Source organism: Providencia hangzhouensis (genome assembly GCF_029193595.2).
Lineage (GTDB): Bacteria > Pseudomonadota > Gammaproteobacteria > Enterobacterales > Enterobacteriaceae > Providencia > Providencia hangzhouensis.
The window spans coordinates 2,245,099-2,265,110 of the sequence record NZ_CP135052.1 but is presented as its reverse complement, the minus strand read 5'-3'; the positions used below and the strand labels follow the sequence as shown (position 1 = coordinate 2,265,110).

At 39.8% G+C, this 20,012-nt stretch carries 17 protein-coding genes and 1 tRNA gene; 8 read left to right on the top strand and 10 right to left on the bottom strand.

Annotation, left to right across the window (positions count from 1 at the left end; all coding sequences use genetic code 11):
* The first annotated feature begins 64 nt into the window (after positions 1-64).
* Positions 65-149, top strand: a tRNA-Tyr gene (locus PZ638_RS10170).
* Position 150: 1 nt separating this feature from the next.
* On the opposite strand, the gene PZ638_RS10165 is transcribed toward PZ638_RS10170, so the two are convergent.
* Entirely contained in the window at positions 151-1,026 is an 876-nt protein-coding gene (locus PZ638_RS10165; protein ID WP_094960519.1) for a LysR family transcriptional regulator, read from the bottom strand.
* Between the two features lie 565 nt (positions 1,027-1,591).
* Here PZ638_RS10165 and xthA point away from each other — a divergent pair.
* Positions 1,592-2,404 carry an exodeoxyribonuclease III gene (gene xthA, locus PZ638_RS10160; RefSeq protein WP_004254084.1) on the top strand — a complete coding sequence of 271 codons (813 nt, stop codon included), beginning with the start codon at positions 1,592-1,594 and terminating at the stop codon, positions 2,402-2,404.
* A gap of 65 nt (positions 2,405-2,469) precedes the next feature.
* Here the strand turns inward: xthA and PZ638_RS10155 are convergent, their stop codons facing one another.
* The 3 genes from PZ638_RS10155 to PZ638_RS10145 are packed head-to-tail and all read right to left on the bottom strand — an operon-like array spanning position 2,470 to position 6,005.
* Positions 2,470-4,395 (bottom strand): DNA topoisomerase III, encoded by a 1,926-nt coding sequence (locus tag PZ638_RS10155; protein ID WP_110591770.1) that lies wholly within the window; start codon positions 4,393-4,395, stop codon positions 2,470-2,472.
* Between the two features lie 3 nt (positions 4,396-4,398).
* Entirely contained in the window at positions 4,399-5,442 is a 1,044-nt protein-coding gene (gene selD, locus PZ638_RS10150) for a selenide, water dikinase SelD (RefSeq protein ID WP_004254077.1), read from the bottom strand.
* 11 nt (positions 5,443-5,453) lie between these two features.
* Positions 5,454-6,005 carry an NAD(P)H nitroreductase gene (locus PZ638_RS10145; protein ID WP_004254072.1) on the bottom strand — a complete coding sequence of 184 codons (552 nt, stop codon included), beginning with the start codon at positions 6,003-6,005 and terminating at the stop codon, positions 5,454-5,456.
* A gap of 471 nt (positions 6,006-6,476) precedes the next feature.
* Here PZ638_RS10145 and sppA point away from each other — a divergent pair, with 471 nt between their 5' ends.
* The 3 genes from sppA (at position 6,477) to pncA (ending at position 10,169) form a co-directional block, all read left to right on the top strand.
* Positions 6,477-8,333 carry a signal peptide peptidase SppA gene (gene sppA, locus PZ638_RS10140; RefSeq protein ID WP_004254068.1) on the top strand — a complete coding sequence of 619 codons (1,857 nt, stop codon included), beginning with the start codon at positions 6,477-6,479 and terminating at the stop codon, positions 8,331-8,333.
* A gap of 167 nt (positions 8,334-8,500) precedes the next feature.
* Entirely contained in the window at positions 8,501-9,520 is a 1,020-nt protein-coding gene (gene ansA, locus PZ638_RS10135; protein ID WP_004254063.1) for an asparaginase, read from the top strand.
* A 22-nt stretch (positions 9,521-9,542) separates the two neighbouring features.
* Entirely contained in the window at positions 9,543-10,169 is a 627-nt protein-coding gene (gene pncA, locus PZ638_RS10130) for a bifunctional nicotinamidase/pyrazinamidase (RefSeq protein WP_004254059.1), read from the top strand.
* Positions 10,170-10,277: 108 nt separating this feature from the next.
* Here pncA and PZ638_RS10125 read toward each other — a convergent pair whose 3' ends face one another.
* Positions 10,278-10,583, bottom strand: a complete 306-nt coding sequence (locus PZ638_RS10125; RefSeq protein ID WP_004254056.1) for a YeaC family protein — start codon at positions 10,581-10,583, stop codon at positions 10,278-10,280.
* Positions 10,584-10,698: 115 nt separating this feature from the next.
* On the bottom strand, positions 10,699-11,112 hold the full coding sequence (gene msrB, locus PZ638_RS10120) for a peptide-methionine (R)-S-oxide reductase MsrB (RefSeq protein WP_004254053.1): 414 nt from the start codon (positions 11,110-11,112) through the stop codon (positions 10,699-10,701).
* A 355-nt stretch (positions 11,113-11,467) separates the two neighbouring features.
* Here msrB and gapA point away from each other — a divergent pair, with 355 nt between their 5' ends.
* Positions 11,468-12,463, top strand: coding sequence for a glyceraldehyde-3-phosphate dehydrogenase (gapA, locus tag PZ638_RS10115; protein ID WP_004254049.1), 996 nt, complete (start codon positions 11,468-11,470; stop codon positions 12,461-12,463).
* A 230-nt stretch (positions 12,464-12,693) separates the two neighbouring features.
* Positions 12,694-13,575 (top strand): D-hexose-6-phosphate mutarotase, encoded by an 882-nt coding sequence (locus PZ638_RS10110; RefSeq protein WP_004254046.1) that lies wholly within the window; start codon positions 12,694-12,696, stop codon positions 13,573-13,575.
* Positions 13,576-13,687: 112 nt separating this feature from the next.
* On the opposite strand, the gene PZ638_RS10105 is transcribed toward PZ638_RS10110, so the two are convergent.
* The 4 genes from PZ638_RS10105 to fadR form a co-directional block, all read right to left on the bottom strand.
* Positions 13,688-14,440, bottom strand: coding sequence for a MipA/OmpV family protein (locus PZ638_RS10105; protein WP_004254041.1), 753 nt, complete (start codon positions 14,438-14,440; stop codon positions 13,688-13,690).
* Positions 14,441-14,573: 133 nt separating this feature from the next.
* On the bottom strand, positions 14,574-15,653 hold the full coding sequence (gene alr / locus PZ638_RS10100; RefSeq protein ID WP_094960515.1) for an alanine racemase: 1,080 nt from the start codon (positions 15,651-15,653) through the stop codon (positions 14,574-14,576).
* Positions 15,654-15,714: 61 nt separating this feature from the next.
* Entirely contained in the window at positions 15,715-17,016 is a 1,302-nt protein-coding gene (locus PZ638_RS10095; protein WP_094960514.1) for a D-amino acid dehydrogenase, read from the bottom strand.
* 463 nt (positions 17,017-17,479) lie between these two features.
* Complete coding sequence (gene fadR / locus PZ638_RS10090; protein ID WP_094960513.1) at positions 17,480-18,196, bottom strand: fatty acid metabolism transcriptional regulator FadR; 717 nt, start codon at positions 18,194-18,196, stop codon at positions 17,480-17,482.
* Between the two features lie 221 nt (positions 18,197-18,417).
* On the opposite strand from fadR, the gene nhaB reads away from it, so the two are divergent.
* Positions 18,418-19,968: a sodium/proton antiporter NhaB gene (nhaB, locus tag PZ638_RS10085; RefSeq protein ID WP_094960512.1), complete on the top strand. Its 1,551-nt coding sequence runs from the start codon at positions 18,418-18,420 to the stop codon at positions 19,966-19,968.
* The last annotated feature ends 44 nt before the right edge of the window (positions 19,969-20,012 follow it).

Below are 20,012 nucleotides of genomic sequence, written 5' to 3'. Positions count from 1 at the left end.
TTACAGCGGCGCGTCATTTGATATGATGCCGCCCGCTGTCAATGATTACAGCAACTCAAAATCTGGTGGGATACCCAAGCGGCCAAAGGGAGCAGACTGTAAATCTGCCGTCACAGACTTCGAAGGTTCGAATCCTTCTCCCACCACCATTTAATTGATTTCACCTCCTAGTTTATCAACAACTCCCATAAAACGATTTAACACACTTGAGTGTGATTTTGATTTATAGATATAACACACACTTTTCCCCAAAATTTTATTCAATGGTATATAAATCAATGATTTATCAATCAATTCTTCTTCTGGATAATGGTCTATTATGCCTATAAAATCACCATCTTGAATGAAACTTTGGCAACAACCAATATTATCCATTTGTCTCACACTCGTTTTATTATCAACCGTTTCAATTTTTGCTAATAAATCGCTCATTAATGAACTTTTATAAAATGCGGGATCACATAGCCATGTACTTTTTTGTAATAGTGTAACAAGATCATAATGGAATTTTTCATAAAGTTCTTTCCTACAATAGATACCTAATGGTGAGTTTTCTATTATTTTTTGTAATGAAAATCGCTCACTGACAACTTGTTCAGAGCTAAGAATAAGTGTATTACCATCATAATCGACAATTTCATCTACTTCATCATAATTAAACCTTAATATATTTACTTGCACATTATTTTGATGTGCTGATTGATATAAATTAATTAAATGGCTTTCCTTACCCCAATCATAATAAATATTAGCCTCATTTATTATATAACCAGAAAAATGTTTTTTTGTTATTTCTTTCTCCTGTAAATAAAGATCTCTTAGATCGTTATAAAGTTCTTGGCCATCCTTAGTTAATGTCATTCCAAATTTTTCTCGTTTAAAAAGCCGTTTTCCTAGGCTTGTCTCAAAGTCTTTGATTGACTTCGCGATGGGAGGTGTCGTACGGTTCATCACTCTTGCAGCCTTGCTTAACGAGCCATTCTCAACAACCGCCATAAACGCCTCTAATTTTCTTGAAAAGAACATATCTATGACCCCATTCAGTTTATTAAAATATTAATCAACATACTTAACTTTCTCATTAATAATTATATTGATTAACCCAGAAATTAATTCACAAAATAAAAAATCAAACTTGATTTTTTATTGAATGATTAACAATATTTCATAAAAGTATTTTTATAATTTCCATCATTACAAAGCAATATATTATATTGTTTCGATTGATTATTTTTTATTCCCCCACTATTAAATCACATTAAAATATAAATAACCAATTGACTTTAAATGAAATTAAAACTAGTTAATAATGATATTATTAATTTAGCTTTAATAGAAAACTAAACTCTAGCACCCATAATAAATTTAATTGGCCATAATATTTTTTGATTAATTAAATTTATTATTATTTTTATATTAACCACTGAATTTTGATACTATACCAAGAATAAGTTAAGCCATGAGCATTTTTATCATAGCCATTATCGTCTTTAAAACAATCTAACCGTTGAAACATACTCCGTGGGGTTACAGTATTGCTACCATCTGGTAGAATAAGCATAATAATCATAAAACTAGGTGATAAAAAACCATGAAATTCATATCGTTCAATATTAATGGCCTTCGAGCTCGCCCTCACCAACTCGCTGCAATCATCGAAAAACATCAACCTGAGGTTATTGGCTTACAAGAAACCAAAGTCCATGATGATATGTTTCCTTATGAAGAAGTTAGTCAGCTCGGCTATCATGTTTTTTATCACGGTCAAAAAGCGCATTATGGCGTGGCTCTATTAACTAAAAATGAGCCTCTTGCTGTCCGTAAAGGTTTTCCAACTGACGATGACGATGCACAGCGTCGCATTATCATGGCTGATATCCAAACAGATCGCGGCCCATTGACGGTTGTAAATGGTTATTTTCCTCAAGGAGAAAGCCGTGACCACCCAACAAAATTTCCGGCAAAAGAAAAATTTTATCAAGATTTACAAAATTACATCACATCAACACAAACGGCAGAGTCACAGTTGCTCATTATGGGTGACATGAATATCAGCCCAACCGATCTTGATATTGGTATCGGTGATGCAAACCGTAAACGTTGGTTAAAAACCGGAAAATGCTCTTTTTTACCCGAAGAGCGTGAGTGGTTAGCTAAATTATTAGGCTGGGGTTTAGTCGATACATATCGTGCAAAAAACCCTGATATTTCTGACTGCTACTCATGGTTTGACTACCGTTCGAAAGGCTTCGATGATAACCGTGGCCTACGTATCGATTTATTACTGGCCTCCAATAAACTCGCTGAGCGTTGTATTGCAACGGGTATTGATTACGAAATCCGCGGGATGGAAAAGCCATCAGACCACGCACCTGTATGGTCTGAATTTGACCTCTCAAAGTAAACTTTCTTACTTGTCATAATGCAAAAAGGCGCCTTAAGCGCCTTTTATTGGTTTACCAGACTCAACTAATCCTGTTTCTTTTTTGTTTTCTTACCCGCTTTTACTGGTTTTTTTCCCGTTTTTACTGATGGAGCGGGGAGTTCTCGAAATGCCCTCAAATTTGTAAACTGACGTGCATGGTGAATTAATTGCATTAGCGTTTGGCTTAGTGGATGCATAAAATCATCATAACGTGATTGTTTTTCACTAATTTGGGTTAATACTGACTCCCAATGGGCTGTCATATCTGGTAATGTTGCCATATCGGGTAAAACATGAATTAGAGCCCTTCCCGCAGGCGAGGAATGAATATAACGCCCTTTTTTGTAGAGAAATTGGCGTTTGAATAGTAAGTCAATGATACCGGCTCTAGTCGCTTCTGTACCAAGCCCATCCGTTTCTCGCAATACTTTTTTTAATGCTTTATCTTGTACAAAACGAGCGATCCCAGTCATTGCTGATAATAACGTTGCATCCGTAAAAGGACGTGGAGGCTGCGTTTGCCGTTCAACCACTTCCCCTTTTTCACATAACAACTCATCATTCTTACTCACAACTGGCAGTGGCATACCATCGTTTTCAGCATCGCGCTCTTTATTGCCCAATACGACTCGCCAACCTGCTTCAGCAAGAAATCGAGCTTTTGCAATAAATTTACCCTTTTCAATTTCTAGATCAATTGTACACTTACGGTAAACCGCATCGGGCATAAACTGAATAATATATTGACGCGCAATCAATTGGTAAATTTTACTTTCATTCTCAGTTAACTTTACTGCTGCCGTTTTTGCTGTTGGGATAATGGCATGGTGAGCATCGACTTTTTTATCATCCCAACACCGGTTCTTTTTATCCAGCTCAGGCAATTCAAATTCAGTGAGGTCTGGTTGATGCACCGCAATTGCATTCAAGACACTGTGTCTCCCTGCAAAATGTTCATCCGGTAAATAACGGCTATCTGAACGTGGATAAGTAATCAACTTATGTGTTTCATATAAACGTTGGCAAATGTCCAATACTTCTTGAGCGCTCAACGCATATTTTTTGGCAGCTTCAATCTGCAAAGAAGATAAAGAGAAAGGCAACGGTGCAATTTCTGATTCGCGCTTGTCCTGATATTGCGTCACTATGGCAGGTTTGCCCTCAATACGCGATACCACATGCTCTGCAAGCGGCCGATGGAATAAACGCCCTTCTTCATCCTGATAGTCAATACAGGAGTCGCTTGGCTGCCATATCGCTACAAAGCGCTCATCCTTTGGCGTAACAATATGAGCTTTAACCTCAAAATAGTCTTTAGGTACAAAGTTTTCTATTTCTTCGTCGCGCCTAACAACTAACCCCAATACCGGAGTTTGTACCCGCCCTACAGAAAGAACGCCTTGATAGCCTCCTCGTTGCCCTAATAACGTATAAGCACGGGTCATATTGATGCCATACAACCAATCTGCCCGTGCTCTTGCTAAAGCAGAGACACAAAGAGGAATAAACTCACGATTTTCTCTCAAACGCTCAATTGCCCGCTCAACGGCTTGTGGGTTAAGGTCATTGATTAAACAACGTTTTACTTCTTTGCGTTTTTCAGGGTCGAGCTTCAAAAAGTCAAGCACTTCGTCCACCAGCAATTGACCTTCTCTATCGGGGTCCCCTGCATGGACAACTATTGAGGCTTGCTTCAGCAATGTTTCAATAGTTTTTAATTGTTTAGTTACTGCGGGACGGGGCTTCAATTGCCACTTATCAGGGATAATTGGCAAATCCTGAAGATTCCATCGTGCATACCGAGGTTCATAAGCATCGGGTTCCGCCTGCTCTAAAAGATGGCCAATACACCATGTTACAGTTTGGCCATCACCACATTGAATAAAACCATCACCTCGTTTGTGGGGCTTTGGTAATACATCTGCAATGGCCCTTGCAAGGCTCGGTTTTTCCGCAATAAACAAACGCATAAATTAATCTATCACTTCAACTAAAGGAACATTATCCTGATGGGGTAATAATTTACCGATAGACTGTAACAAAACACCTTGCTGCTGTGCAATCTCTTTAATTTTAGAGACTTCGGAAGGTTTTACTGCAATAAGTAAGCCGCCAGAAGTTTGAGGATCACACAGTAGTTGACGCTGCATATCACTCATAGGGCCAATAAGGTGCCCATAACTGTCAAAGTTACGAGTGGTTCCCCCAGGAACACAACCTGCTTCAATATATTTTTCGACATTGGCTAATTTAGGAACTTTACTAAAGGAGATTTCAGCACGAACTTTAGACCCTTCGCAAATCTCACTTAAATGACCTAATAAACCGAAACCAGTCACGTCAGTCATTGCCGTCACACCATCTAAAGGCGCAACCACCGCACCTAGCTTATTCATTTGGCACATGGTTTCTGCCGCTAAGTGTTGATGTTCCGGCGCAAGCACCCCTTTTTTCTCTGCTGTTGTCAAAACACCAATTCCAAGCGGTTTCGTCAAGAACAATTCGCACCCCGCTGTTGCGGCACTATTTTTCTTCACATACTCCGTATTCACAACACCCGTAACCGCCAAACCAAAAATAGGCTCAGGTGCATCAATAGAATGGCCACCAGCTAACGAGATACCAGCATCAGCACAAGCTGCTCGTCCACCTTCAATCACCTCACGAGCCACTTCCGGTGGTAACTTCGCAATTGGCCAGCCTAAAATAGCAATGGCCATAATTGGCTTACCACCCATTGCAAAAATATCGCTAATCGCGTTGGTTGCTGCAATCCGACCAAATTCAAATGGGGAGTCAACGATCGGCATGAAAAAGTCTGTTGTGCTGATGATGCCTATTCCATTACCTAAATCATAAACGGCCGCATCATCTTTAGTTTCATTACCAACTAACAAATGTGGATCATGAAATTTTGCTTGCTCTGTGTGCAGAATTTGCTCTAATACTTTCGGTGCAATTTTACAACCGCAACCAGCACCATGACTATATTGAGTTAATCTAATTTTTTCAGTCATTATTATTCTCTTTAGAAGTGAGATACATAGCCTGTCATATCAGGAGCTTGTACTTTTACTGGCGCTTTAAGCTCTGGAGTTCCTAAATAAAGGAACCCAACAATGCGGTCGTTATCTCCACAACCTAATCCGGCACGAACCACAGCATCTTCTGTCCATGAACCTGAGCGCCATATACCGCCAAAACCTTGAGCTACTGCTGCCATCTGCATTGCTTGAACCGTACAGCTCGCAGCAACTAATTGTTCCCATTGTGGTATTTTCGGATGATCTTTTAATTTAGCGATCACAGTAATAATTAATGGGGCGCGAAAAGGGGCATTACGAGCTTTTTCTTGTACCTCTGCGCCTAATTGCCCTTCAATTGCTGCTTTTTCCAATAGCTCACTGAAGCGTTTAATCCCCTCATTTTGCATAACAACAAAATGCCACGGCTTCAAAGCACCGTGATCAGGTGCTCTCATCCCCGCAGCAAGTATATTGTCGAGTTCTTCGCCTTGCGGTGCTGGTGTTGTAAGTCTTGAAGCTGAACGGCGGTTCAACAAAAGGGTCAAAGCATCCATATTTGTCTCCGTTTAAGAGTAAACTGATATGATAATCATTCAATTAGATAATTATACCCACGCTATCTATTGTTTAAGCTTAAAGGAAAATCGCTTACACTAATACAACAATAACAGTTATTCGTTAGGTAAAATTACGTTATAAATTCATTGAATTGTATCATTTGTCACATGTGAAAAATATCATTGAAGCATTGTACCTTGCGTATCATAATTTTGTTATGCATAAAAATAGCCCGCTATTGCAACTAATTGTATTGATACAACTAAGATATCAAGTGTTCGATGTGGTGATCGGGTAACAGATTTGCTTTTGAGTATATTGTTGTTAATTCGTGCTACAGGCTGAAGTAACCCAACTGTAGAAAGAACTATTTATGTAATATCCAAAAATAGTTTGTGCCATAAGTCAACGGCAAACAAATGAAGCCAACACCCTTGTGGTGCAGAATATGCAGGATAGGAGAAAACATGCGTCAACTATGGGACATCATCGCTACCATTTTTAGAATTAGCTGGCGAGCACTGAACTTTATTAGGGAATTCGTTTTCAACGCCATTTTCTTAGTATTATTTTTTGTTGTTATTGGGTCGATTGCTCTTTATCAGACAGAGACTCAACCCGAAAAAAATTATTTTGGTGCTTTGTATGTGGATTTACAGGGGGTTATCGTAGACCAAGTCTCTACTCCAGACCCATTTGGTCGTATGAGCCGTGAATTACTTGGTACCTCAAACAGCCGAATGCAAGAAAATTCACTATTCGACATCGTTGATACCATCCGTACCGCTGCAAATGATGATCGCATTACAGGGATGGTATTACGCCTAGATGATTTAGCTGGAGCCGATCAGCCCTCTCTAGCTTATATCGGTAAAGCAATCAATGAATTTAAAAGTTCAGGGAAACAGGTTTACGCCATTGGTAACAGTTATAATCAGTCGCAATACTACCTCGCCAGTTACGCTGATGAAATTTACCTCACACCGCAAGGTGCGGTTGGGGTATATGGTTTTGCAACGAATGGACTCTACTACAAGTCACTGTTAGAAAAACTTAAAGTTAGTAGCCATATTTTCCGTGTTGGTACCTATAAATCAGCGGTTGAGCCATTAATGCGTGATGAGATGTCCCCTGAAGCACGTTTAGCCAATAAACAGTGGCTGGATGCTCTTTGGAACAATTACCTCACAGAAATCGCCAAAAACCGTAATACGACCAGCACACAAATTTTTCCTGGGGCTGATGCTATTTTAGAGAAATTACGCTCAGTCAAAGGCGATAGCGCACAATACGCGTTAAAACAAAAATTGGTTGATAAACTTTATACTAACGAACAAGTTGAAGATTTACTCAGTAAACACTTTGGCTGGAATAAAGAAGATAAACAATTCAATAATATTAGTATCTATGATTATTCCACTAAAATAGCAGATACCAATGCTAATCAAAGTGGCAATATCGCCGTGATTGTCGTTCAAGGTGCTATCATGGATGGCCCACAAACGGCTGGGATTGCAGGAGGCGATACCATCGCAGCACAAATTCGTGACGCTCGCCTTGATGATAATATTAAAGCGATAGTTTTGCGCGTTAACAGCCCAGGTGGTAGCGTAAGCGCTTCTGATTTGATCCGCAGTGAACTGGCTTCTGCTCATGCTGCAGGTAAACCTGTTGTTGTATCTATGGGGGGAATGGCTGCATCTGGGGGGTATTGGGTCTCAACTCCAGCGGACTATATCATTGCCAGTCCAAACACGCTGACTGGTTCGATTGGTATATTTGGCGTAATTAATACCTTTGAAAAATCTTTAGATTCTATAGGGGTATATACTGATGGCGTATCAACGTCGCCATTAGCCGATATTTCTTTGACTAAAGGGATCAGCCCACAATTTGCTGACATGATGCAAATTACCATTGAGAATGGCTATGAGACATTTATTGGCTTAGTGGCTAAATCTCGCCATAAAACACCGGCAGAGATAGACCAAATCGCTCAAGGCCGTGTATGGATTGGGCAAGACGCGCTTAAAAATGGTCTTGTAGACCAACTAGGTGATTTTGATAATGCCGTAGATAAAGCTGCTGAGCTCGCTAAACTCACTGACGTTAAGTTAGATTGGATGAAGCCTGAGTTGACCTTTATGGATCAATTGTTACTTGAATTAACGACAAACGTTCAAGCCGCCATGCCGGATGTGCTACACGTATTTTTACCACCAGCAGTCGCGACGGATATCCGCCAACAAGCGCAATTTTTCTTAAAAATGAATGACCCACAAAACCGCTATGCTTTTTGTTTAAATTGCGCGGAAATTAACTAATCGCTAAATCCCCTTCAGATTCAATGAAGGGGATTTCTCTCACAAACCCATCAATAACCTCATATCAATCTAACTATTCGCAAGTTAACGATAGTAATACGCTAACAAATACGTCAAAATCCTGATAATCACTCTCCTTCGATAAGTTGGATAAATTAGGTAATAAGATGCAGAAGAAATCAATTTATGTTGTTTACACTGGTGGAACAATTGGCATGCGCCATTCACCACAGGGATATATTCCTGTTTCCGGTCATTTGCAAGCTCAGTTAGCTCAGATGCCCGAGTTTCACCGCCCTGAAATGCCTGAGTTTACGATCCGTGAACATCAGCCTTTAATTGATTCATCTGATATCACTCCTGAAGACTGGCAACTTATCGCTGATGATATACGTGAGAACTATCCACTTTATGATGGGTTTGTCATATTACATGGCACTGACACGATGGCTTTCACTGCCTCAGCGTTATCTTTCATGTTTGAAAACTTGAAAAAACCCGTAATAGTGACAGGGTCACAAATCCCTTTAGAAGCATTACGTTCTGATGGGCAAACTAATCTACTAAATGCATTATATTTAGCAGCAAACTACCCCATTAATGAAGTGGGATTATTTTTCAATAATAAATTATATCGCGGTAACCGCACTGTTAAGGCCCATGCAGATGGCTTTGATGCTTTCAGTTCACCTAACTGTTCGCCATTAATGGAAGCTGGCATTCATATTCGCTCATTTAATACGTGCCCTGCGCCTATTGGTATAGGTGAATTTAAAAGTCACCGAATTACACCTCAACCTATCGGCGTTGTGACACTTTATCCAGGGCTATCAATTGAAATTGTACGCAACATTCTCCAACAACCCGTTAAAGCGCTGATATTGCGCTCTTACGGTGTCGGTAATGCCCCTCAGCAGCCTGAATTACTGCGCATACTCCGTGAAGCAACGAACCGAGGGATTATTGTGGTGAACCTGACACAATGTATTTCTGGCCGTGTTAATATGGAAGGCTACGCCACAGGACACGCACTTGCAGAAGCGGGTGTGATAAGTGGATATGACATGACTTTTGAAGCCGCCTTAAGTAAATTGCACTACTTACTGAGTCAAAATTATACCCCTGCTTTAATCCGTGAGTTAATGCAGAATAATTTACGCGGCGAGTTGAGCTATGCTGATGAATAACAGATAACATACTGAGGACATAATGAAAGCAGCATTACTGTTAGTCGATTTACAAAACGATTTCTGCACGGGTGGCACATTAGCAGTAAATGAAAGCGAACATGTTATTGATGTTGCTAATAAAGCGATGGATATTTGCCAACAAAAACAAATAGACATCATTGCAAGCCAAGATTGGCACCCTGCGACACACCTTAGTTTCGCGGCCAATTCAAATACTCAAATTGGCGAAGTCGGTGAGCTAAATGGTATTACACAAGTTTGGTGGCCTATTCATTGCGTACAAGGTGAACATGGCGCTGAATTACACAAAAATTTAAATCAATCGCTTATTAGTGCAATTTTTACCAAAGGGGAAAACCCCCAGGTTGATAGCTATAGTGCCTTTTTTGATAATGATAAAATTAGCCAAACGCGCCTACATACGTGGCTACAAGAACACCATATTTCGCATTTAATTATTATGGGAATTGCGACGGATTACTGTGTCAAATTTACTGTGTTAGATGCGTTAAAATTAGGTTATACCGTAGATGTTTTAGTCGATGGGTGTAGAGGCGTCAATCTCGGGGCCAATGACAGCCAAGAAGCTTTAGTCGAAATGCAAAATCAAGGTGCGAGGTTAATTACATTAACCGACCTGCATTAGGACATGTTTTATGGACAAGTTTTCTCATGTAATAATTGAAAATCTAGTAATTGAGAAAACTTGTTTTAGTGACACTGTCACTATGCAGCATCATATTGAATAAACAAGCTATTCATCATTATTTTGCGGTTTTAATGTTGCTAACATCTCACCTTGAAACAACGTTTTTAGCTCTTGCTTGCTCTTCATCGTAATTTCACCATTAGTCCCTACCGTCATATGCTCAGGGTCATGGTTATGCCGTGACTGCCACAATAATACCATTTGTAAGCTATGTTCTTTTTGTTCTGGCGTTAACATCACACCATCTGGCCATTTACCGAGCTCAACAGCGGTCACAAGGCGTTCATAAATTTCAGGGGTCATCACTGCTAATAATTGTTCAAGTTGCTCAGGACTGACTTCAACGCTCACGGTAAAGCTCCTTCAAATACATAATTCACTCATTATTTTATTATTCTTGATTTCAGCCAATAGCTGAATCGTTTTTGTCATTCTAAAAAAAATGGCTTCAGCACGCTTCAGCTATTTATCCACGCGTCTTTTCACCGCTATCGTCATCAATAAAGCTTAATGATGCTGAATTAATGCAGTAACGCTGACCAGTAGGCTGAGGACCATCTGGAAACACATGCCCTAAATGCGCATTACAGTGTTGACAGCGAACTTCAATGCGGTGCATCCCATGAGAGAAATCCTCAATGTATTTGATTGCCTCTTCATTGACGGGTTGGTAAAAACTTGGCCACCCACAACCTGCATCAAATTTGGTCTCAGACATAAATAAAGGTGAACCACAGCATAAGCACTCGTACACACCTTCTTTACGGTTATGCAATAATTGGCCACTAAATGGCGGCTCGGTACCCGCTTGCTGTGTAACGTAACGCTGCATCTCATTTAATTCTGAAATATCAATAGGTTGTTTATCTTTACTTGACATGTCATACCTAAATATTTAAATAACTAAAGTGGTTGATGGTTATCATACATCAATTTCAATCAACAAAAAATTAACAACATTTTCTGTAAAACTATTCTAAACTAAGAAGCATCTTACTTTCCGTTTTGATTTGTGAACCGTATCACATATATCACTGATAGATGGTTTCATTATGCCGTACAATCCCGATAATACGTGCGGCTGTATTTGCCGCTGAAGTGGCTGACAAATAAGCAATTGGTGGTATCAGAATTGATTTTTTTCAATAATTGACACGATTCCGCTTGACGGCTGGCAAGGTTTTGGTAACTTTAACTACAACTTAATTCACGAATAAATAGCTGGTGGAAATACTATGACTATCAAAGTAGGTATTAATGGTTTTGGTCGTATTGGCCGTATCGTTTTCCGTGCTGCACAAGAGCGTTCTGACATCGAAATCGTTGCTATCAACGACCTGCTCGATGCAGAATACATGGCATACATGCTGAAATACGACTCAACTCATGGTCGTTTCAACGGTACTGTTGAAGTTAAAGATGGTCACCTAGTTGTAAACGGCAAAAAAATCCGTGTAACAGCAGAAAAAGATCCTGCAAACCTGAAATGGAACGAAGTCGGTGTTGACGTCGTTGCTGAAGCAACAGGTATCTTCTTAACTGATGAAACTGCACGTAAACACATCCAAGCTGGCGCTAAGAAAGTTGTTCTGACTGGCCCTTCTAAAGATGATACTCCTATGTTCGTTATGGGCGTTAACCACAAAGCTTACGCAGGTCAAGAAATCGTTTCTAACGCATCTTGTACAACTAACTGCTTAGCTCCACTGGCTAAAGTTATCAATGACAAGTTCGGTATCGTTGAAGGTCTGATGACAACAGTTCACGCAACAACTGCAACACAAAAAACTGTTGATGGTCCTTCACATAAAGACTGGCGTGGTGGTCGTGGTGCTGCTCAAAACATCATCCCTTCATCAACCGGTGCTGCTAAAGCCGTAGGTAAAGTTATCCCTGAGCTGAACGGTAAACTGACTGGTATGTCTTTCCGTGTACCTACTCCTAACGTATCAGTTGTTGATTTAACTGTTCGTTTAGAAAAACCAGCAACTTATGCTCAAATCTGTGATGCTATCAAAGAAGCAGCTGCAGGCGAACTGAAAGGCGTTCTGGGTTACACTGAAGATGACGTTGTATCAACTGACTTCAACGGTGAAAAACTGACTTCAGTATTTGATGCTAAAGCAGGTATCGCACTGAACGACAACTTTGTTAAATTAGTTTCTTGGTATGACAACGAAACGGGTTACTCTAACAAAGTTTTAGACCTGATCGCTCACATCTCTAAATAAGAGCTGTAATGTAATCTGTCTAACTGAGCCGCCAATTTGGCGGCTCTTTTGTATCGTATCCAATAACAAATTAACACTTCATATTTTCTACAATATCGCTTATGGTTGATCTTCTATTGGATACGCTATAAACATGACTTATTTTAGAACGAATACGATTCACTGCGGCTTTAAGTATGCCACACAGGAACTTCTAAATAATTTAAGTGAATGAACACAGGCCTAATACCATGCACGACAAACTTTTTGCACTACCAGTCATTAAACAAGTCTCTGCTTACATTACTCAACGCCAACTCGATGAGCTCCCACTTATTGTTATTTCACATCCCAAAGTACGTGGTGCTGTCAGTTTACAAGGCGCTCAACTTATTGATTGGCAACCCGCGGGGCAAAAACCTTGCTTATGGCTAAGTTCAGAAAGTGCCTTTAAAGAAGGCGTTGCTATTCGCGGTGGTATTCCTATTTGTTGGCCTTGGTTCGGTCCTGTTGCCAGTCCTAGTCATGGTTTTGCACGAATTTTACCTTGGCAATTCACCGCACATAATGAACATGAAGATGGTGTTATTTTAACCTTCACGTTAACGGATACCGACTATACCCGTAAATTATGGCCCCATGAGTTCACCCTGATCTTACGTATGAAACTTGGGGAAACATGTGAACTTGAATTAGAAAGTTATGGAGATTTCGAAACGACTGCCGCATTGCATAGTTATTTCAATATCAGTGATATCCAAAAAGCCACCGTCTATGGGTTAGGCGGCCACTACTTCGATAAAGTCGCAGATAAAGAAGCTTATGTGAATGAGCCACTCAAATTTAATAAGCACACCGATCGTATTTATTCAGAACCGGAAGAATACAGCTTATTACGTGATGATGGCTGGGCACGTACAATAGAAATTCACCATTACCATAATAGTGATGTTGTCTGTTGGAACCCTTGGGCAGAATTATCATGTAGCATGGATGACATGCCAAATAATGGGTACAAACAAATGGTTTGTGTAGAAACGGCAAGGATCAACGTCCCGATGAAAAGTGAAGCACAACACCCTGCTCGTCTTTCTTTAGTGATGGTCAGTCGCGATAATAAGCCGCAAGATTAATTATCCATTCTAAGAATATAAATTTTCTAGATAGATAACTAGATAGATAAAATTAGCCCCTGATAATTGTAAGAATATCAGGGGCTAATTAATTTAATTTTCTATCACAAACTTAGAATGTGTAAGTGACACCTGTCCACATAATGGCGGAAACATCTTTATTTACCATTGGGCTATCTTTCACTTCACTTGGTAGGCGGTCAACACGGCCCATTGCGAATACAGTCCAATTTTCATCAAAGCGGTAATTTCCTGTCACTTCAATGTATGGTGTCCAACTTGAACCTGGATTATAACGTTTTAAACCGCTATTACGTGATTCTTTTGAAGACACGCCATATTCATAACGGTTTTGGTTCTTACTATCCCATTTAATACCAAGGCCTGGAGTGATTGACCATTTATCACCTTCAAAACCATACAGGTAGGCAAACTCACCACGAATACCATTACTGATACCTAAGATATCACCAGAAATATTCGTTCTTAGTGTACCCCAATCAGCTTTATGACGATAAGTCAGACCAGTCATCACCGTATCACGGCGACGGTCTAATTCACGCATTGCTTTATCATCATTGTCTTTAGGTTTAAAAAATTGTGGGTAATAATAAGCATCCAATGATAACTGGTCTTGTGTATCATTCCATAAATAATAACCAGCTGCTAATGTATGAAAATAGAAATTCTCACTATCATAATTAACAATAGGCACTGGCGTGACATAGTCACGGCTCTTAATCCCTTTATAAGGTGTTGACTGAGCTAATACTGAACCACCAACTGACCAAGTTCCTGCAAAGGCGGCCCCAGATAACACACTCAAAGCCACCGCAAGTGTCGTTAATTTAATTGCTTTTGACATATATTCAACCTAAAAATAATGAGAAATAGATCACAGCTATATGTTATAACAATATAGCTATAATCCCAATATGCTTAATCGAAATCACATTTAAAGCTAAATTTTAACTGTTTTTAGCGTGACTGATTAATATTTATTCTACTTTATTTTCATAAGAAACAGGAACTCTTTTTGCTAGCGCACAAAGTAGCTCATAACCAATTGTCCCCGCAGCTTGTGCAACCTCATCAACCGGTAAGTTTTGCCCCCATAACTCCACTCGCTCACCAAGCTTAACATCGCCACAGTCACTGATATCAATTGTCAGCATATCCATTGAAACAGCCCCCAGTAGCGCACAACGCTTTCCTTTGCACCATACAGGCGTTCCATTGGCAGCATGTCTAGGGTAGCCATCTGCATAACCACACGCTACTGTCGCAATACGCATAGGTTTAGTCGATGTAAACCGGCTACCATAACCAATTGATTGACCTGCTGGAATTTCATGGATAGCGATCACTTCTGACTGTAAGGTCATCGCCGCCTTCAAGCCCAACCCAGATATATCAGTAGACTTTCCACTTGGAGAAGCGCCATACAGCAAAATACCTGTACGAATCCAATCATATTGTGTGTGTTTATGCCACAGTGTTGCCCCTGAATTTGCGATGCAGGTTTCTAAAGATAAGTGTTCAAATTGCTGGATTTGTTGAAAAGGTTCAGTAATGCCCGTTTTGGTATCTGAATTAGCAAAGTGACTCATTAACGTTAAACTGCGTACATTCGGCATTTTAGATAACCGTTGTACCACACTTTCGTATTCGCTCGGTGAAAAACCTAATCGATTCATGCCGCTATTTAGTTTTATATAGACTGAAATAGGTGATGATAATTGTGCATTTTCAATAGCAAACAATTGCCACTCACTATGAACGCTGGTTGTTAAATTATACTGGTCAATCAATTGTAAGTCTTGTGGCTGGAAGAAACCTTCTAACAACAGAATTGGCCCTTTCCACCCTTCTTTTCGCAATAAAATGGCCTCATCAAAATCCAATACCCCAAAACCATCCGTTTCTTTTAATGCAGGCCAAATCTGCTTGATACCGTGACCATAACCGTCTGCTTTCATGACTGACCAAATTTTCGAGTTTCCAACATGTTGCCGTACAATAGCCAAATTATGTTGTAAATTTTGTAGATGAATAACAGCACTTATAGGGCGCGGCATTTTAATTCCTTAGTACATTTAATTAATTCTAAAATTACAATGATGCCAAAACATCAAACGCTTAACGTGCTGGAGTTAAATCACCATGAGTAACCAGTTTGGTATTAAAGCCATCAAGGTACCTAAATACCGATAAATCATCAGACGCTATCTCTGGTGTGTTCCCTGAAATTAAATCTGCTAGCAGTTTTCCTGCACCACAAGCCATTGTCCAGCCCAGCGTCCCATGCCCTGTATTTAAATATAAATTACTGTATGCAGTCGGCCCAACTATTGGGGTACCATCCGGTGTCATTGGGCGCAGCCCCGTCCAAAATTGCGCTTGTGCAATATCACCACCGCCTTGATATAAATCTTGTACCACCATTTTTAATGTTTCGCAGCGTTTTTTCAGGATATTCAAATTAAACCCAACGACTTCAGCCATTCCACCGACACGAATACGCTTGTCAAACCGCGTTACTGCAATTTTGTATGTTTCATCCAAGATAGTAGACATTGGGGCACGCTGTTCATCAATAATTGGCATCGTCAATGAATAGCCTTTGAGTGGGTAAACCGGAATTTGAACCAGACGTTGTAGCATTGAGGTGGAATAAGAGCCCATCGCTACTACATATCGGTCCGCTTGCAAAATTTCACCATCTATTTTAACGCCGCTAACTTTGTTACCTTCGGTTAAAATCTGTTCAATCCGGCTACCAAATTTGAATTGGACTCCCGCATTTTGCGCCATTTTAGCCAGTTTTTTGGTGAACTGCTGGCAATCCCCTGTTTCATCATTGGGTAATCGCAACCCCCCTGTAAGCTTGTGCTTGACAAACTCTAACGCAGGTTCCGCTTTAACTAATTCATTAGACGTCAATAATTCGTATGGAACACCTTCTTGCCGTAAGACCGCAATATCATTCGCTGCATTATCAAACTGCTCTGCCGTACGAAAAAGCTGTAAGGTGCCACCTTGACGAGCTTCATATTCAATGCCTGTATCCACTCTTAATTGGCGAATACAATCACGGCTGTATTCTGCAATGCGCACCATACGGCTTTTATTCATCGCATAATGTTGGATATCGCAGTTTTTTAGCATCTGCCACATCCAACGCAGTTGAAATAACGTACCATCTGGACGTATTGCCAAGGGCGCATGTTTTTCAAACATCCATTTCACGGCTTTAAGGGGGATACCAGGAGCCCCCCATGGGGTTGCATAGCCAGGGGATACTTGCCCTGCATTTGCTGCGCTTGTTTCCTCTGCTACATCATGTTGTCTATCCACCACCAGCACTTCGTGCCCTTCTTGTGCTAAATACCATGCTGTTGTTACACCGATCACTCCCGCACCTAACACTAGAATTTTCATAGCTTCCCCGCAAAATAAAAATATGCATCATTTATTTTAGGATAATATTCTAGAAATTATTTGCCAATGTGGTGGATTAACACTTTTAACAATAAAGTTAAAAAATTTAAATTTCATCACATTTGTTTTACATGTCGATATTAAATACTAGACTAAAATTTAAGCATAAATTTAAATTCTTATAATTCAATTGGATAAAATAATGGCAATTTATCTATTTTGTTAATTCAGAGTTTTCTATCGATTCAAGTGATGCGCCCAATAAAATATGTTTATTTTATTAAACCAATTCGAGGGGTTTTGTCAGCATTAAATTTCAAAAAAACCAACAAAAATTGGTTTTTTCGCTTCATTTTCGTATTCGGTGGCTATGTGACTAAAAACTGTCAATCATTAACGATAAAAAAACCAGCATGCAGATTCAATGCAACATGCTGGCCTTAAGTGTATCACCGCTAATTAATTAGCGACTTTGAGCTAAATCTGAAGGCATATTGCTTTGCATACTATGCCAAATTATTCCACTTTCTTTTCCATAATTACGCACACAATCCATAATACGGTCATAGGCTTGTTCACGACAAAGATGGCTTAATTGTTGATAGAAATTTAACGCTAAACGCCTAGCTTCTGGGTTCGAAAAATAATAGCGACCAACACGGGTATAAAGCCCTTTTAAGCCGTTAATAATCAAGCCATAGATCGGGTTACCGGATGCAAATGCAAGACCACGGAAAATGTTATAATCCAAATCACTAAATGCATCTGAATTATCTTCAACTTTTTCCCGCTCAGCTAATACTTCTATTGATTTCTCGGGGTTATTTCGAAAGGCTGTACGGATAAAAATAGCAGCGATATTGGTACGTACTGCCAATAAATTATCGATTAGCTGGGGCACCCTATCGTGATCTAGCCTAGCCAATGTCTCCAAAATATTTAGACCAGACGTTTCCCAATAGTTATTCACTTTAGTTGGTTTACCATGCTGAATGGTTAGCCAACCGTCCCGAGCCAAGCGCTGTAACACCTCACGTAAGGTTGTTCGTGTCACACCAATTAATTCCGAAAGCTCACGCTCTGCGGGTAAAATTGAACCTGGTGGAAAGCGGTTGTTCCATATGCTCTCAATAATATACTCTTCCGCGAAACCAGCCGGACTTTGAGCTTTAATAACCATATTTTTATTATTCCAAACATTTAGACGGATATTGGGCAAATCATACCAGATTGTCATCGTCTGATATAGTTAGACTAAAAATAAAGAGTGAGGCAAATCATAGAATTTCCATATAATTCATAAGCTCTCAATTAGCAAATAAGCTTAAAATCCGCAAAAGATAAGAGTAGTATGTATAGCACAATACACGACATCCGCATAAAAGAGGATAACGAATCATAATGGATTTTAGTTTAAAAACTGCTTTTTTGAAAAATTTCCTGGGAAATTCGCCTGATTGGTACAAATTAGCAATTATTGTATTTTTAATAGTTAACCCTATTATCTTTTACTTCATCAGCCCCTTCGTCGCAGGCTGGCTATTAGTTGTTGAATTCATATTCACATTAGCAATGGCTCTTAAATGTTACCCATTGCAGCCAGGTGGTCTTTTAGCCATAGAAGCCGTTATTATTGGTATGACCACCCCTGCCCAAATTTCACATGAAATTAGCAATAACCTTGAAGTTATCCTGTTACTGATTTTTATGGTAGCTGGTATCTACTTCATGAAGCAATTACTGTTATTTGTTTTCACCAAACTGTTGATAAACGTGCGGTCTAAACGCATTCTTTCCCTTGCTTTTTGTATGGCAAGTGCATTTTTATCCGCATTTTTAGACGCATTAACCGTTATTGCCGTCGTCATTAGCGTCTCAATTGGCTTTTATTCTATCTATCACCAATATGCCTCTAACCAGCCCAGTAACACTGACCTACAAAATGATGGTTTCATTAATAGTGCGGAACAAAAGCAAACCCTTGAGCAATTTAGGGCATTTTTACGTAGCTTAATGATGCATGCCGGTATTGGTACCGCGCTTGGTGGTGTCATGACCATGGTTGGTGAACCACAAAACCTTATCATTGCAAAGCATGTTAATTGGGACTTCATTACTTTTTATATTCGTATGGCTCCTGTGACCATACCTGTTTTTATTTGTGGTTTGGTTGTCTGTTTTGTTGTTGAAAAGTTCAAGCTATTTGGTTACGGTGCTGAACTTCCTGACTCTGTACGTCAAATTTTGACTGAGCACGATAAAAAACTGACGGCTAAACGTACCAAAAGAGATCTTGCACAGTTAGTTGTTCAGGGCTTAATTGGCGTGTGGCTAATCGTTGCTCTTGCTTTCCATTTAGCGGAAGTTGGCCTTATTGGTCTTTCTGTTATCGTGCTAACGACCGCATTTTGTGGTATCACAGAAGAACATGCGTTGGGGAAAGCCTTCGAGGAAGCGTTACCCTTTACCGCATTATTAACTGTCTTCTTTAGTATTGTAGCCGTAATCATTGACCAACAACTATTCACCCCATTTATTCAGTTTGTGCTGCAATCCTCTGAGTCGTCACAATTATCATTATTCTATCTATTTAATGGCCTACTCTCTGCCGTATCAGATAACGTATTCGTAGGGACTGTTTACATTACTGAAGCCTTAAAAGCAGCGAATGAAGGTTTGGTATCAATGGAACAATACCAATTCTTAGCCGTAGCAATTAATACAGGTACTAACCTGCCTTCTGTTGCAACACCTAATGGGCAAGCTGCTTTCTTATTCTTATTAACCTCAGCGTTATCTCCACTAATCCGTTTATCCTACGGTCGTATGGTTTGGATGGCTCTTCCATATACCATCGTAATGACTATTGTCGGGTTATTAGGGGTAGAGCTCTGGCTAGTACCAATCACTCATTGGATGGAAAGTATCGGTTTGATTACATTCGCCCAGTAACTATACTTTAAAACAATTAGCCATATACCAATATGGCTAATTGT